This window comes from Actinomadura roseirufa, from assembly GCF_900659635.1.
Lineage (GTDB): Bacteria > Actinomycetota > Actinomycetes > Streptosporangiales > Streptosporangiaceae > Spirillospora > Spirillospora roseirufa.
In genome coordinates, this window is the sequence record NZ_CAACVB010000209.1 from 1 (window position 1) to 13,879 (window position 13,879).

Sequence of the window (13,879 nt, forward strand, 5' to 3'; positions counted from 1 at the left end):
CGGTCATCCCCGGTCACCCCCCTGCCCGTGCCCGCCCCCGTGACCGCCCCCGTGCCCACCGCCGTGCCCACCGCCCGGCCCGCCGGGACGGCCGCCGCGAGCCGCGCGTGGCCCTCGATGCCGGTGTAGGTCGCGAACGCCGTCAGCTCGGGATGGGCGGCGCGCTCCTGCCCCGGGAGCGTGAACGAGTCGCTGCGCACCGCCACCGAGGTCGTCAGCGGCAGGTCGCGGTAGATCTGCCGCAGCGCGGTGCCGACCTGCCGCTGCGCGGTGTCGAGCCCGCCCCCCGGCACGTGCGCGGCGATCCGCGTCCCGGCCGTCTCGAAGGTGGCCTCGGCCAGGGTGCGCCGCAGCCCCTCGCGCGTCACCGACCCGGCGTAGCCCACCAGCGCGGCCAGCACGGTCGTCGCGAACAGCGCGGTCGCGCAGGCGGCCAGCACCAGCGTCCGGTCGCCGGCCATCCGGCGGACCACGAGCCCCCGGTCCCACATAGACGCCGATGATCAACGAGCCGTGACCCGCCTGACAAGGTCGGTCTATCTTTCTTTTACTTATCGCAACATTTCACCCGATAGCGGGATCAACTGTCCGCACCGAATTGCGCGCGGTACATCGCGGGGTACAGGGGAAGAGGACAAGGCAGCGGCCGTCCGCGCCGGGCCCGCACCGCGGGCGGGTTCGAGGTCACGGCCGGAATCGACCGGATCAGAGGTGGCCCGTGGCCGACGACACTTCCGCACCCGACTCGCCGCCGATCGACACGACGGTCCCGCATTCGGCGCGCATCTGGAACTACTGGCTCGGCGGACGGGACAACTATCCCGTCGACCGGACCGCCGGCGACCAGTACGTCGAGGCGTTTCCGGGAATCATCGACATCGCCCGCGCGGGGCGGGGCTTCCTCGTCCGCGCCGTCCGCTTCCTGGCGGGCGAGGCGGGCGTCCGGCAGTTCCTGGACTGCGGGACGGGCCTGCCGACGGCCGACAACACCCACGAGGTCGCCCAGCGGGTCGCCCCGGAGTCCCACATCGTCTACGTCGACAACGACCCGCTGGTCCTCGCGCACGCCAACTCCCTGCTGACCAGCACGCCCGAGGGTTCCACCAGCTACGTCGAGGCCGACCTGAGGAACCCGGACCGGATCCTGCGGATCGCCTCCGGCGAGCTGGACCTCGACGAGCCCGTCGCCCTGATGCTCATGGGTGTGCTCGGCCACATCGCCGACCACGGCGAGACGCTCGCGATCATCCGGCGGCTGATGGGCGGGCTGCCCTCGGGCAGCTACCTGGCGATCTACGACGACACCGACGCCGACGAGGACCACAACCGGGCGCAGCAGAACTACGACGACACCGGCGCCGTCCCGTACCGGCTGCGCCCGGCCGAGCAGATCATCGCCTACTTCGACGGCCTGGACCTGATCAGGCCGGGCGTCGTGCCGTGCGAGGACTGGCGGTCCGAGCCCGGCCCGCACGGGGAGGTCAGGCGGACGTCCACGCTGTGCGGGGTCGCCCGCAAGCCCTGAGCCGGGTCAGGCGTCCCCGCGCCGCAGGGCGAGCAGGCGCTCCAGGACCCGCGGGTCCGCCGACAGGCCGTTGTGGGCGTACTCGTCGGTCACCCACGTGCGGAGGCCGGGGATCGCGCGGGCCGTCTCCATCGACATCTCGCGGTCCACGTACATGTCGTCGTAGTAGACGGCCGCCGTCACCGGGACGGTCGTGGCCGCCAGCCGCTCCGCGTCGTACAGGGCCGGCCACTCGTGCGCGGCGAGCAGGTCGGCGCACTCGCGCAGCGGGACGAGCGCCGGGTCCTCCTCGAAGAACCACGGGTGGATCGTCTCCCCCAGGAAAAGGAACGGATCGGCCTGCGGGGCGAACTCCGGAAACTCCGCCAGCACACGCTCCGCCGCCCAGTTCGACGCGCCGCCGTCGCACAGGCACGCCTCGTGGACGAGCGCGTAGAGCGGCTTCGCGGCGTACGACACGACCTCGTCGACCTGGCGCAGGAACGTGTCCGACAGGCCGCCGCCCGGCAGGAACGCCTCCTCCAGCAGGAAGTGCAGATCGTGGAAGCGGCTGGAGCTCCCGAGCCCGAGACCGAGGGTCTGGAAACGCCGCGCGGTCAGCCGTTCGCCGCCGGGCAGGCGCTCGTCGGCGGCCTCCAGGTGGGCCGCGATCCGCCGCGCCACGTCCCGGTCCCCCGGGTAGCGCGCGAAGTAGCGCTCGTTCTCGGCCGCGACCCTGCGGTAGGAGGCGCGGTACCAGTCCTCCGGTGACGCGGTCAGCGGCGGCAGCCCGCCGGTGACGAACACCTCGCTGAGCCCCTCCGGCGCGATGGACAGGTACGCCACCGCGCAGAATCCGCCGAAGCTCTGGCCGAGAACGCTCCACGGGCGGTCCCCGGCCAGGTGCCGGCGCAGCAGCTCCGCGTCCCGGACGATCGAGTCGGCGCGGAAGTGCCGCAGGTACCCGGCGGCCTTCGCGGGATCCCGCGGCAGCGTCCGCCGGTCGGCGGGCGTGCTGCGGCCGGTGCCGCGCTGGTCCAGCAGGAGCACCCGGTACTCCCGCAGGGCCGGGGCGAGCCACGCCTGGGACCCGCCCGGACGCGGCGCCTTGTACCCCGGTCCGCCCTGCAGGAACAGCAGCCACGGCAGGTCGTCGTCCTGCTTGCCGGGCGCGACGACCTCCCGTCCGTACACCTGGATCACCGGGCCCGACGGGTCGGCGTGGTCGAGCGGGACGTCGAGGAAGTGGTCGCGGTAGAAGAAGCCGGGACGGCTGTAGAGGTGTGACATTCCTCCAATATCCCCGATCTTGCCGGGCGGCCGTCGGCCCGCCGCAGGCGTCGCAGGCCATGGCGGAAAGGGGACGCAAGGATCCGGCAAAGCATCCGGCGCATCGCGGTCCCGCGCCGCCGGGGGGCCGACCATCGGTCCCTGGAGGGGAACATGCGCAAGATCATCAACTCGACGTACATCTCGCTCGACGGCGTCATCGAGAACCCGCAGGACTGGACCTCCGCCTACTTCCGGGAGGAGGCCGCGGACCATGCCCGCGACCTGCTGTTCTCCTGCGACGCCCTGCTCATGGGCCGCCGCACCTACGACGGCTTCGCCGAGGCGTGGCCCGCGATGGAGCGGGCGACCGGCGACTTCGGCGTCCGGATGAACGGCATCGCCCACTACGTCGTCTCCGACTCGCTGAAGAAGGCCGGCTGGAACGACACCACGATCCTCAGGCGGAACGAGGCCGCCGCCCGGATCGCGAAGCTGAAGGAGGAACCGGGCCTCAACCTCCTGCAGTACGGGTTCGGTCCCGTGACCCGTACGCTCGTCCGGAAGGGCCTGCTGGACGAGCTGCGGCTGTGGATCCACCCCGTCATCGTCGGCGGCGGGAAACCGAAGGACCTGCTCAACCGCGCGGACTTCGCGGCGTCCTTCGAGCTGGCGGGCACCCAGGCGTTCAAGACGGGCGTCATCGTCGCCAGCTACCGCCCGGTCAAGGCGTGAACCCGCGCCGGCGGACGAGGAGGGCGCGTCAGCGGACCGCGTAGGTGAGGACGCGCTCACCCAGCAGGCTCTCCAGGACGTCCAGCAGGGCCAGCACGTCCTCGGCCAGGTCGTCCGGTGTCCGGCCGGCCTCGGTGCCCCGGCCGATCTCGGTCAGCAGGTGGCCGTGCAGCCAGCCGATCTGGCTCGCGACCAGCTCGGGCAGCGGGTCGCCGGGGGCGGCTCCGGTCTCGGCGGCCAGCAGCTCGGCCAGCCGCGCGTTCATCCGCACCGCCAGGTCGTACAACCGGGCGAGGAGCGTCGGGGCGGCCAGCATCATCGCGTGCACGCCGGCGTAACCGGCGGTCAGGCCGAGCGCGCGGTCGCGGCGGCGCACCTCCGCGCGCAGGTGCGCCAGCACGGCCGCGGCGGCGGACTCCCCGGGCTCGCGCGCGCGGACGATGTCGGCGAGCCGCTGCTCCTGGTGCAGCGGGAGGACGAGGTCCTCCTTGGTCTCGAAGTAGTTGTAGACGGTGTTGACCGAGACGTCCGCGGCGGCGGCGACCTCGGCGATCGTCACGTGGTCGAACCCGTGCTCCACGAAGAGCCCGGCCGCGACCTCGGTGATGTGCCGCCGCGTCCGCCGCTTCTTGCGTTCCCGCAGCCCCTCCGCCTCCATGGCGATCACTCTACCGTCCTCCAAATTTGGAGTCGATTGCAAATTTGGAGCCCACTGTGATTTCATCGGCGGCATGTCCACGCCAGTCATCAGCACGCGCGGCCTGACCCGGACGTTCACCGCCAGGACCGGGCCCGTGCACGCCGTCCGCGGGATCGACCTGTCCGTCGCGCCCGGCGAGATCCTCGGCCTCCTCGGCCCCAACGGGGCGGGGAAGACCACCACCCTCCGGATGCTCACCACCCTGCTCCCCCCGACCGGCGGCGAGGCGGAGATCGCCGGCCACGACCTGCGCCGCGATCCGGCCGGGGTACGGCGCCGCATCGGGTACGTCGCGCAGAGCGGCGGCCTCGACCCGGCATGCCCCGTCGGCGAGGAGCTGGTCACCCAGGGCCGGCTGCACCGGCTGCCCCGCGCGCAGGCCCGCGAGCGCGCCGCCGAGCTGGCCGCCGACCTCGATCTCACCGGCCTCATGGAACGGCCCACCGCCGCGCTGTCGGGCGGGCAGCGCCGCCGCGTCGAGATCGCGCTCGGCCTGGTCAACCGGCCCGACGTGCTGTTCCTGGACGAGCCGACCACCGGTCTCGACCCCGCGGCCCGCGCCGACCTGTGGGACCTCGTCCGCCGCGTCCGCGACGAGCGGGGCACCACCGTCTTCCTCACCACCCACTACCTGGACGAGGCGGACGCGCTCGCCGACCGGGTGGTGATCGTCGACGGCGGGACGATCGTCGCCGAGGGCTCCCCCGCCGAGCTCAAGGAGCGCTACGCCGGCGACCCCGCGGCCGGTCTCCAGGACGCGTTCCTGGCGATCACCGGGCGCGGCGCCGTGACCGAGAACGCCCCCATCGCGATCTGATCCGGAGACCCCCCATGCGCCATCTTCTGGCCGACACAGGCGTCATCTTCGCCCGTTCCATGCGCACCACCCTGCGCTCGAAGACGAACCTGCTGTTCGGCATGCTGCAGCCGCTGCTGTTCCTCGCCTTCTTCGGGCCGCTGCTCACCGGGCTCCGGCTCGGCGTGGACGGCTCGTCCTGGCAGGCGTTCGTGCCGGGGCTGCTCGTCCAGCTCGCCCTGCTCGGCGGCACCTTCGTCGGCCTCGGCGTCATCTTCGAGCGCGGCACCGGCGTGATCGACCGGATGCGGGTCACCGCGGTGCGGCCGGTCGCGCTGCTGCTCGGCCGCACGCTGCGCGACACCGTCCAGCTCACCGCCCAGGCCGCGCTGCTGGTGCTGGTGGGCACCGCGTTCGGGCTGCGCGCCCCGCTCGCCGGGATCCTGCTCGGGCTCGCGCTCGTCGCCCTGGTCGCGGCGGGACTGGCCGCGCTGTCCTACGGGCTGGCGATGAACGTCCGGACGACGCCGGAGTTCGGCGCCATCGCCAACACCGCCGTGATGCCGCTGATGCTCCTGTCGGGGCTGCTGCTGCCGATGAGCCTGGCGCCGGGCTGGCTGGACGGCGCGTCCCGCGCCGTCCCGTTCCGGTACACCGCCGACGCCGTCCGGCAGGTCTACCTCGGCCACTACGCGAACGGGACCGTCGCCACGGGCACCGCGGTGACGCTGGCGTTCGCCGCGGTGGCGGTCACCGGCGGCGCGCGGCTCTTCCGCCGTGGCGGCTGAGCCGCGGGCGCGGCGGCGGAGGGGCCGTCAGAGCCGGTCGAGGATCCCGCGCAGGATCGCGCCCGTGCGCGCCGGCGGCTCGGCCTGGACGCCCAGCCGGTTCAGCACGTCCCGGTAGCGGACGAGGTCGGCGGGCCGGTCGGGGTACAGCGCCCCGGCGAGCTGCTCCAGGTACACGACGTCCGGAAGCTCCGGCTCGGCGAACCGCAGCATGCTCACCGGGCCGCCCTCGCCCGCGTGGCCGCCCGCGGTGAACGGCAGTACCTGGACGGTGACGTGCGGCAGCGCCGCCGCCTCGGCCAGGTGGGCGATCTGCGCCCGCATGGTCTCGGTGCCGCCGACCATGCGGCGCAGCACCGCCTCGTCCAGCACCGCCCACAGCCGCACCGGGTCGGGGCGCTCCAGGACGCGGCGGCGGTGCGCGCGCAGCTCGACCCGCCGCTCGACCTCGTCGATGCCCGCCTCGGGATGGCGGGCCTGGACGAGGGCCCGCGCGTAGTCGTCGGTCTGCAGCAGGTCGGGGACCGACTGCACCTCGTAGGCGCGGATCAGCACGGCGCCCTGCTCCAGCCCCAGGTAGGGCTCGAACCAGGGGGCCACCACGTCGCCGTACCGCTGCCACCAGCCGGGCTGGTTGGCCTGCTCGGCCAGCTCCAGCACCGGTTCGCGGCAGCCGGGGTCGGTGACGCCGTACAAGGTCAGCAGGTCGGCGATGTCACGTTCCTTGAAACCGACGCGGCCGAGCTCCATCCGGCTGATCTTGGAGTGTGAGCCGCGGATCTCATACCCCGCGGCCTCGGTGGAGATCCCGGCGGCCTCGCGCAGCCGGCGCAGCTGGGCGCCGACCAGCATCCGCAGGACGGTCGGCCCGGACTGCTCGCGGCCCTGCGCGGCGGCCCGGCCGGACGCGGCGGGGACCAGCCCGGCCGCGTCGCCGAGGTGCTCGCCGGTGCTCATGCCGCCCCGCGTCCGCCGATGCGGAACCCGCCCGCGGCCCGGCGGGCCGGGCCGATCACTGACGGTGGGTCTCCCACGAACGCCTCCTCGGACGCACGAGCCGTGCCTACGGGGCAAAGTTACTCGCCGACGAGCGAGTTGCCCAATGGCCGCCGCCGTGACGCTCGCCGCCCCCGCCCCGGCCCCGGCCGTCCGCCCGGCCCTTCCAGCCCGCTGAGCTGCGGCGATACGGTCACGAAGAAAAAGTCCCGGAAAATGTCGGCGAGACTGTCGATCCGGCGGCGGCCCGTTCGACGCGTCAGTGAGAGGCCGGGGAGGACGGCGCCGCGGGCGCCGGCTCCGGCATCGGGACGCGAGGAGGCACACGATGCGGTTCATGATGATGACCAAGGACACCACCGGAGACTCGGCCGCCACCCCGCCGGACGAGGCCATGATGGCCGAGATGGGCCGGTTCATCGAGGAGACGTCGAAGTCCGGGGTGCTGCTGGCGACCGGGGGGCTGGACCCGCGGGCCATCACGATCACCTCGTCCGGCGGGAAGATCACCGTCACCGACGGCCCGTACACCGAGGCCAAGGAGGCGGTGGTCGGGTTCGCGCTGGTCGAGGTGCGCAGCAAGGAGGAGGCGATCGAGCTGTCCCGGCGCTTCTGGAGCATCGTCGGCGACGGCGAGGGCGTCATCCAGCAGGTGTTCGGCCCCGGCGACGACGCCCACGGCCAGTGATCGCCAGCCGGACGGCCCCCGGACCGGGGGCCGTCCGGCGGCCCGCTTGCGCGCCGGCCGGCGCCGATGTTGTCATCGGGACCGTGACGACTCGCGAACGCTCGGCCGTGCACGCGCGGATCGACGCGGTGTGGCGGCTGGAGTCGGCCCGCATCATCGCCGGTCTCGCCCGCATGATGAACGACGTGGGCGTGGCCGAGGAACTCGCGCAGGACGCCCTGGTCGCCGCCCTGGAACAGTGGCCCGAGTCGGGCGTCCCGGACAACCCGGGCGCGTGGCTGATGGCCGTCGGCAAGCGCCGCGCCATCGACCGGATCCGGCGCCGGGAACGGTTCGAGCACAGGCTCGCCGAGCTCGGGCACGGGCTGGACACCGAGACGCCCGGGATCGAGCCGCCCGACGACGAGCACATCGAGGACGACGTGCTCCGGCTGGTGTTCACCGCCTGCCACCCGGTCCTGCCCACCCCGGCCAGGATCGCGCTGACGCTGCGGATGCTGGGCGGGCTGACCACCGTGGAGATCGCGCGGGCGTTCCTCGTCCCGGAGGCGACCGTCGCGCAGCGGATCGTGCGGGCCAAGCGCACCCTCGCCGAGGCGAAGGTGCCGTTCGAGGTGCCCGAGGGCCCGGACCGCGCCGCGCGGCTCTCGTCCGTCCTGGAGGTCCTCTACCTCATCTTCAACGAGGGGTACGCGGCCACCGCCGGGGACGACTGGGTGCGCACCGACCTGTGCCTGGAGGCGCTGCGCCTCGGCCGGATCCTGGCCGAGCTGGCGCCGGGCGAGGCGGAGGTGCACGGCCTCGTCGCGCTCATGGAGATCCAGGCGTCCCGCACCCGGGCGCGCACCGGGCCGTCCGGCGAGCCCGTCCCGATCGCCGAGCAGGACCGCGGCCGCTGGGACCGGCTGCTGATCCACCGCGGCTTCGCCGCGCTGCTGCGCGCCGGGGAGATCGGCGGGCCGCCCGGACCCTACGTCCTGCAGGGCACGATCGCCGCGTGCCACGCGCGGGCCCGGACGGCCGAGGAGACCGACTGGCACCGGATCGCCGAGCTCTACGGCGTCCTCGCGCGGGTCGCCCCGTCCCCGGTCGTCGACCTCAACCGGGCCGTCGCGGTCGGCATGGCCGAGGGCCCGGAGCGGGGCCTGGCGCTCGCCGACGCCCTGACGTCCGAGCCGTCGCTGCGGGGCTACCACCTGCTGCCGGGCGTCCGCGCCGACCTGCTCGCGCGGCTCGGCCGCCGGGACGAGGCCCGCGCCGAGTTCGAGCGGGCCGCCGCGCTCACCGACAACGCCCCCCAACGCCGCGCCCTCCTGGCCCGCGCCGCCGCCCTGAACCCGTGACCCCGACCGCGTGACCCCGACTTCCTGCTCCGGGGCCCGCGACCCCCCAGGGGCCCGGCCCCTTCCGCTGGACCGGGGCCCTGACCGTCCGCGCTACGCGCCGCCGGGGATCGGGGCCCGGCCGGCGTGGGCGGCGTCGATCTGCTCCCAGGCGACCTGGAGCAGCGCCGCGCGCTTCTCCTCGGCGCTGCCCTCCATGGCGTCCAGCGCGAACGTGCCGAAGTAGACGATGAACAGCGAGCTGACGGAGCGGACCTGCTCCAGGACGGTGGCGCCGGGCTCGGCGAGCAGCTCGCCGAGCTCGCGCATGCGATCGCGGAAGTAGCCGGAGCCCTCACGGTTCCGCAGGGCCGCCTGGTTCTCCTGGAGGAACCGGAAGACGGGGGCGCTGTCCTGCAGGGCCTCGTTCAGCCGGCGCAGCACCTCGCGGCGGGTCTCCAGGGTGCGGGGCTGCGCCCGGCCCCAGGCGATGAGCTCCTCGACCGGCCGCCCGATCCGCTCCAGCAGGCCGGAGACGATGTCCTCCTTGGTGCGGAAGTGGTAGTACAGCGCGGCCTTGGTGACGTCGAGCCGCTCGGCGATCTCGCGGAGGGACGTCTGGTCGTAGCCGCGCTCCAGGAACAGCTCCAGCGCGACGTCCTGGATCCGCTGCCGGGTGTCGCCCCCGCGGCCCCGCCTGCGCTCCTCGGTCACGTCGCCTCCTCCGCTCGGCCTAGGCCCAAGGTACCGCCTCAATTTACTTGACGACCGGCTAGTACGGCCCGCAGACTCGGAGCGCGAACTAGCCGGTCGGCAAGTAAGTATGTCGTTGCGAAAGGACCCCTCATGACCGAGACCTCCGCGCAGGACGGCGCGGAACGCGGCCGCAGCCTCTATCTCGTGATCCTGGCCGTGCTGATCGCGATGATGCTGGCCGCGCTGGACAACCTGATCCTCGGCACCGCGATGCCCAGCATCGTCGGCGACCTCGGCGGCCTGGGCCACCTGTCGTGGGTCGTGACGGCCTACACCCTCACCACCGCCGTCTCCACTCCCGTGTGGGGCAAGCTCGGCGACATGTACGGGCGCAAGGGCGCCTTCCTCACCTCCATCGGCGTGTTCCTGGTCGGCTCCACGCTGGCCGGGATGTCGCAGGACATGACCCAGCTCATCGGGTTCCGGGCGCTGCAGGGCCTCGGCGCGGGCGGCCTGATGACCGGTGCGATCGCCATCATCGGCAGCCTGGTCCCGCCCCGCGAGCAGGGCCGCTACCAGGGCATGATGGCCGGGGTGATGGGGCTGACCATGATCGCCGGCCCGCTGGCCGGCGGCGCGATCACCGACCATCTGGGCTGGCGCTGGTGCTTCTATGTGAACCTGCCGCTCGGCGCGCTCGCCCTGTTCATGATCAGCACGGTGCTGCACCTGCCGAAGCGGCGGGCCGAGGGCCGGGTCGACTACGCGGGCGTCGTGCTGCTCGCCACGGCGATCACCTCGATCGTGCTGGTCACCACCTGGGGCGGCACCGAGTACGCGTGGACGTCGGGTGTCATCGTCGGGCTGGCGGTCCTCGCGGTGGTGAGCGGCGCCGGGTTCCTGGTCGCCGAGCGGCGCGCCGCCGAGCCGGTGCTGCCGCTCGGGCTGTTCCGCAACGCCAACTTCACGCTCATCACCGTCGTCGGGTTCCTGCTCGGCTTCGCCATGTACGGCGCGATGACCTTCCTGCCGCTGTTCCAGCAGAGCGTGCAGGGCGCCTCGGCCACCAACGCGGGCCTGCTCGGCCTGCCGCTGTTCCTGGCACTGGTCGCGATCAACCTGACGGCGGGCCCGTTCATCACCCGGACCGGCCGCTACAAGCTGGTCGTCATCGCCGGCGGCGGGCTGCTCACCACCGGGCTCGCGCTGCTGTCCACCATGGACGTCGGCACCACGCGCCTGACGACCGGGGCGTTCATGGCGCTGGTCGGCGCCGGGATCGGCTGCCTGATGCAGACCACGCTGCTGGTCACCCTGCAGAGCGTCGATCCGAAGGACTTCGGCGTCGGCTCCTCCACCGCCACGCTGGCCCGGACGATCGGCGGCTCGGTCGGCGTCTCCGCCGTCGGCGCGATGTTCGCCGACCGCGTCCGCGACGTCATGGCCGAGCGCGGCGGGCCGGCGGCGGCCGCGGTCACCCGGGGTTCGGCGCAGCTGGACGCGGCGGGCCTGAAGCGGCTCCCGGCCGCGATCCGCGATGCCTACCAGCACGCGGTCGCGGGCGGCACCCACCAGGCGTTCCTGGTCGCCACGGTCGCCGGCGCGCTGGCGTTCGCGGCGGCCTGGTTCATCCGGGAGGTGCCGCTGACCGGCCGGGACCGGCGGGCCCCGGCGGACGACGCCGTCCGCGAACCCACCTCGGCCTGAGCGCGGGGGGCCTGCTATCTATGGGTCCCACGCAATCCGGCAGGGCACGGCGCGGGTCCGTGCGGAGGGGAGCCCCAGTGATCGGTCTTCGGGACGTCGAGGCCGCCGCGGCCAGGATCGCGGGCCGGGTCCGCAGGACGCCGCTCCTCGCCGTGGACCCCGGGCCGCTCGCGCCCGCCGGCCGGATGTGGCTCAAGCTGGAGCAGACCCAGCACACCGGGTCGTTCAAGCCGCGCGGCGCGTTCAACCGCGTCCTCGCCGCGCGGGAGGCGGGCCTGCTGCCGGAGGCGGGGATCGTGGCGGCCTCCGGCGGCAACGCCGGGCTCGCCTTCGCCCACGCGGCGGCGGAGGCCGGGATCCGCGCCGAGGTGTTCGTGCCGGAGACGGCGCCCGCGGTGAAGGTCGCGGGGCTGCGGGCGCTGGGCGCGACGGTCGTGCGGGCCGGCGACCGGTACGCCGCGGCGCAGGAGGCCGCGATGGAACGTGCCACCGCGACCGGCGCGCTGTTCTGCCACGCCTACGACCAGCCGGACGTGTGCGCCGGGCAGGGGACGCTGGGCCTGGAGATCCTCGAACAGACCGGCGGCGAGGTCGACACCGTCCTGCTGGCCGTCGGCGGCGGCGGGCTGATGGCGGGCGTCGCGGCGGCGCTGGAGGGCCGGGCCCGCGTCGTCGGCACCGAGCCGGACACCGTCCCGACGCTGGAGCGGGCCCTGCGCGCGGGTCGTCCGGTCGACGTGCCCGTCTCGGGCGTGACCACCGACTCGCTCGGCGCCACCCGGCTCGGCGACATCGCCTGCGAGGTGGCGCTCCGCACGGGCGTCCGGCCGGTGCTCGTCACCGACGAGGCCGTCATCGCGGCCCGCCGGTTCCTGTGGGAGGGCTACCGGCTGGCCGTCGAGCTCGGCGCCGCCGCGGCCGTCGCCGCCCTCCGCACCGGTGCCTACCGTCCCGAACCGGACGAGCGGGTCGTCGTGGTGCTGTGCGGCGCCAACACCGATCCGGCGGACCTGCTCACGCGGCCCTGACGCGCACCCGGCCGAGGCGCGCCGGGGACGCGCCGGTCAGGGGGTATAGCCGCGAGCGAACCGCAGCGGCATCGGCTGGGGCTGTGCCCGGCCCGGCCCGGCGGACGGCCCCCCGGCGGCGGCCTGCCCGCCGCACAGGGCCTGGATGACGTGCGCCTCCATCGCGCTGTCGATCGGGTCGGGGGTCGGGAGCCCGTCGGCGCCGAGCCGCTGGTACTTGGTGAGGTTGGACGCGAGGGCGATCTGCCGCTTCCCGTCGGGGCTGGACAGCGCCTGCGTCCCGGCCCCGAAGACGACGCCGTTGTGGCCCCAGACCTTGCCGCACGGGAGGTCGAGCGAGTACAGGCCGAGCCCGTAGTTCATCAGCACGCCGCCGTCGCGGTCCTTCACCGGGACGGTGCGCTGCATCTCGGCGACGGACGCGCGCCCGACGAGCCCGCCGGTCAGCAGCTTCCGGTAGAAGGTGTTGAGGTCGTCCATGGTGGACACCAGCGAACCGGCGGTCGACGCCCAGCTCATATCGAACGTGCTGTAGTCGCGCGGCGGGTTCACGTGCTGGTACAGCGACTCGTACATCCGCGGGTGCGGTTCCCGGATGCGCGGGCCGTCGGGGAAGTAGGTGTGCTTCAGCCCCGCCTTGCGGATGACGTGGTCGGTGATGTACGTCTCCGCCTTGACGCCCGTCACCGTCTGCAGGAGCAGCCCGGCGATGACGTAGTTGGTGTTGGAGTAGGACCAGCGTTCGCCCGGCTCACCGGTCGGCGGCGCCGACAGACCCCACTCGATGAGCTGCTCGGGACGCAGCGTGCGGAACCTGAACCGGTCGAGGCTCGCCGGCGAGGCGTCGGCGAGGGACGGGAACGCGGTCAGGACGTAGTCGCCGATGCCGCTGGTGTGGTTCAGGAGCATCCGCACGGTGATCAGCCGGCCGCGCGGGCCGGGGAACAGGTCGGGCAGGTACCGGCCGATCGGCGTGTCGAGCTGGAGGCGTCCCGCCTCGACCTGCTGGAGGACGGCGGTCGCGACGAACGTCTTGGTGATGCTCCCGATGCGCTGCCGCATGCCGGGGGTGACCGGGGCCTCGGTCCGCACGTCGGCGACGGCGAGCGCGGCGAGCAGGTCGAGGACTTCCCGTTCGCGGCTGGGCGCCGCGGAGAGCGCGCCGAGGACGGCGGCGACGGTGGCGGGGTCGTCGATGTCGCGCCGGGTCGCGGTCTCGGGGAGGAGAAGGTGATACCGGACCATCGTTTCCAGTACCCGAGCGTCACCTTCGGGATAGCCGAGGGTGGCGCCGATATCGCGGGCGAGGACGGCGCCGCGGGTGGAGTGGTCGCCGGGTCCGCCCTTGCCGATGTCGTGCAGCAGCGCGCCGATGAGGAGGAGGTCGGGGCGGTCCACCTCGCGGGCGAGCGCGGCGGCCCCGGCGGCGGTCTCGACGAGGTGGCGGTCCACGGTGAAGCGGTGGACCGGGTCGCGCTGCGGCCGGTTACGGACGCGCTCCCAGCCGGGCAGCAGCCGGACGATCAGTCCCGCCTGGTCGAGGGCCTCCCACACGCCGATGGCGGCGGTCCCGGCGCCGAGCAGCGCGACGAGGGCGTCGCGGGCCGCGGCGGGCCAGGGCGCGACGGGCAGGGCCGCCCGCTCGGCGAG

Annotated in this window: 14 protein-coding genes; 8 read left to right on the forward strand and 6 right to left on the reverse strand. The window is 73.9% G+C overall.

Annotation, left to right across the window (positions count from 1 at the left end; translation table 11 throughout):
- Nucleotides 1–491: hypothetical protein (locus tag E1291_RS31300; protein WP_207401036.1), on the reverse strand; the 491-nt coding region annotated here is incomplete at its 3' end.
- A 227-nt stretch (nucleotides 492–718) separates the two neighbouring features.
- On the opposite strand from E1291_RS31300, the gene E1291_RS31305 reads away from it, so the two are divergent.
- Nucleotides 719–1,525 (forward strand): SAM-dependent methyltransferase, encoded by an 807-nt coding sequence (locus tag E1291_RS31305; protein WP_131741686.1) that lies wholly within the window; start codon nucleotides 719–721, stop codon nucleotides 1,523–1,525.
- A 6-nt stretch (nucleotides 1,526–1,531) separates the two neighbouring features.
- Here E1291_RS31305 and E1291_RS31310 read toward each other — a convergent pair whose 3' ends face one another.
- Nucleotides 1,532–2,794 (reverse strand): alpha/beta fold hydrolase, encoded by a 1,263-nt coding sequence (locus E1291_RS31310; protein ID WP_131741687.1) that lies wholly within the window; start codon nucleotides 2,792–2,794, stop codon nucleotides 1,532–1,534.
- Between the two features lie 153 nt (nucleotides 2,795–2,947).
- Here E1291_RS31310 and E1291_RS31315 point away from each other — a divergent pair, with 153 nt between their 5' ends.
- Nucleotides 2,948–3,508 carry a dihydrofolate reductase family protein gene (locus tag E1291_RS31315; RefSeq protein WP_131741688.1) on the forward strand — a complete coding sequence of 187 codons (561 nt, stop codon included), beginning with the start codon at nucleotides 2,948–2,950 and terminating at the stop codon, nucleotides 3,506–3,508.
- A gap of 28 nt (nucleotides 3,509–3,536) precedes the next feature.
- On the opposite strand, the gene E1291_RS31320 is transcribed toward E1291_RS31315, so the two are convergent.
- A complete protein-coding gene (locus tag E1291_RS31320) occupies nucleotides 3,537–4,166 on the reverse strand; it encodes a TetR/AcrR family transcriptional regulator (protein WP_131741697.1) in 630 nt (209 codons plus the stop codon).
- A gap of 73 nt (nucleotides 4,167–4,239) precedes the next feature.
- Between E1291_RS31320 and E1291_RS31325 the strand changes: the two genes are divergently transcribed.
- Both E1291_RS31325 and E1291_RS31330 read left to right on the forward strand, forming a co-directional pair.
- Entirely contained in the window at nucleotides 4,240–5,025 is a 786-nt protein-coding gene (locus E1291_RS31325) for an ABC transporter ATP-binding protein (protein WP_131741689.1), read from the forward strand.
- A 14-nt stretch (nucleotides 5,026–5,039) separates the two neighbouring features.
- On the forward strand, nucleotides 5,040–5,792 hold the full coding sequence (locus E1291_RS31330; protein ID WP_131741690.1) for an ABC transporter permease: 753 nt from the start codon (nucleotides 5,040–5,042) through the stop codon (nucleotides 5,790–5,792).
- 27 nt (nucleotides 5,793–5,819) lie between these two features.
- Here the strand turns inward: E1291_RS31330 and E1291_RS31335 are convergent, their stop codons facing one another.
- On the reverse strand, nucleotides 5,820–6,749 hold the full coding sequence (locus E1291_RS31335) for a Sco1979 family transcriptional regulator (protein ID WP_131741691.1): 930 nt from the start codon (nucleotides 6,747–6,749) through the stop codon (nucleotides 5,820–5,822).
- 367 nt (nucleotides 6,750–7,116) lie between these two features.
- Here E1291_RS31335 and E1291_RS43435 point away from each other — a divergent pair, with 367 nt between their 5' ends.
- The gene (locus tag E1291_RS43435; protein WP_207401037.1) at nucleotides 7,117–7,476 is read left to right on the forward strand and encodes a YciI family protein; all 360 of its coding nucleotides are present in this window, start codon (nucleotides 7,117–7,119) and stop codon (nucleotides 7,474–7,476) included.
- 173 nt (nucleotides 7,477–7,649) lie between these two features.
- Nucleotides 7,650–8,819 (forward strand): RNA polymerase sigma factor, encoded by a 1,170-nt coding sequence (locus E1291_RS43440; RefSeq protein WP_207401039.1) that lies wholly within the window; start codon nucleotides 7,650–7,652, stop codon nucleotides 8,817–8,819.
- Between the two features lie 93 nt (nucleotides 8,820–8,912).
- Here E1291_RS43440 and E1291_RS31345 read toward each other — a convergent pair whose 3' ends face one another.
- Entirely contained in the window at nucleotides 8,913–9,512 is a 600-nt protein-coding gene (locus E1291_RS31345) for a TetR/AcrR family transcriptional regulator (protein WP_131741693.1), read from the reverse strand.
- A gap of 132 nt (nucleotides 9,513–9,644) precedes the next feature.
- Between E1291_RS31345 and E1291_RS31350 the strand changes: the two genes are divergently transcribed.
- Both E1291_RS31350 and E1291_RS31355 read left to right on the forward strand, forming a co-directional pair.
- Complete coding sequence (locus E1291_RS31350; protein ID WP_131741694.1) at nucleotides 9,645–11,201, forward strand: MDR family MFS transporter; 1,557 nt, start codon at nucleotides 9,645–9,647, stop codon at nucleotides 11,199–11,201.
- Between the two features lie 77 nt (nucleotides 11,202–11,278).
- Nucleotides 11,279–12,229 (forward strand): threonine/serine dehydratase, encoded by a 951-nt coding sequence (locus E1291_RS31355; protein WP_131741695.1) that lies wholly within the window; start codon nucleotides 11,279–11,281, stop codon nucleotides 12,227–12,229.
- A 36-nt stretch (nucleotides 12,230–12,265) separates the two neighbouring features.
- Here the strand turns inward: E1291_RS31355 and E1291_RS31360 are convergent.
- A partial coding sequence (locus E1291_RS31360; RefSeq protein WP_131741696.1) for a serine hydrolase domain-containing protein occupies nucleotides 12,266–13,879 on the reverse strand: 1,614 nt, incomplete at its 5' end.

What these genes read in the sequence shown, in the direction of transcription:
- E1291_RS31310 (WP_131741687.1), bottom strand. Translation starts at nt 2,794, where the DNA reads ATGTCACACCTCTACAGCCGTCCCGGCTTCTTCTACCGCGACCACTTC.
- E1291_RS31315 (WP_131741688.1), top strand. Translation starts at nt 2,948, where the DNA reads ATGCGCAAGATCATCAACTCGACGTACATCTCGCTCGACGGCGTCATC.
- E1291_RS31320 (WP_131741697.1), bottom strand. Translation starts at nt 4,166, where the DNA reads ATGGAGGCGGAGGGGCTGCGGGAACGCAAGAAGCGGCGGACGCGGCGG.
- E1291_RS31325 (WP_131741689.1), top strand. Translation starts at nt 4,240, where the DNA reads ATGTCCACGCCAGTCATCAGCACGCGCGGCCTGACCCGGACGTTCACC.
- E1291_RS31330 (WP_131741690.1), top strand. Translation starts at nt 5,040, where the DNA reads ATGCGCCATCTTCTGGCCGACACAGGCGTCATCTTCGCCCGTTCCATG.
- E1291_RS31335 (WP_131741691.1), bottom strand. Translation starts at nt 6,749, where the DNA reads ATGAGCACCGGCGAGCACCTCGGCGACGCGGCCGGGCTGGTCCCCGCC.
- E1291_RS43435 (WP_207401037.1), top strand. Translation starts at nt 7,117, where the DNA reads ATGCGGTTCATGATGATGACCAAGGACACCACCGGAGACTCGGCCGCC.
- E1291_RS43440 (WP_207401039.1), top strand. Translation starts at nt 7,650, where the DNA reads ATGATGAACGACGTGGGCGTGGCCGAGGAACTCGCGCAGGACGCCCTG.
- E1291_RS31350 (WP_131741694.1), top strand. Translation starts at nt 9,645, where the DNA reads ATGACCGAGACCTCCGCGCAGGACGGCGCGGAACGCGGCCGCAGCCTC.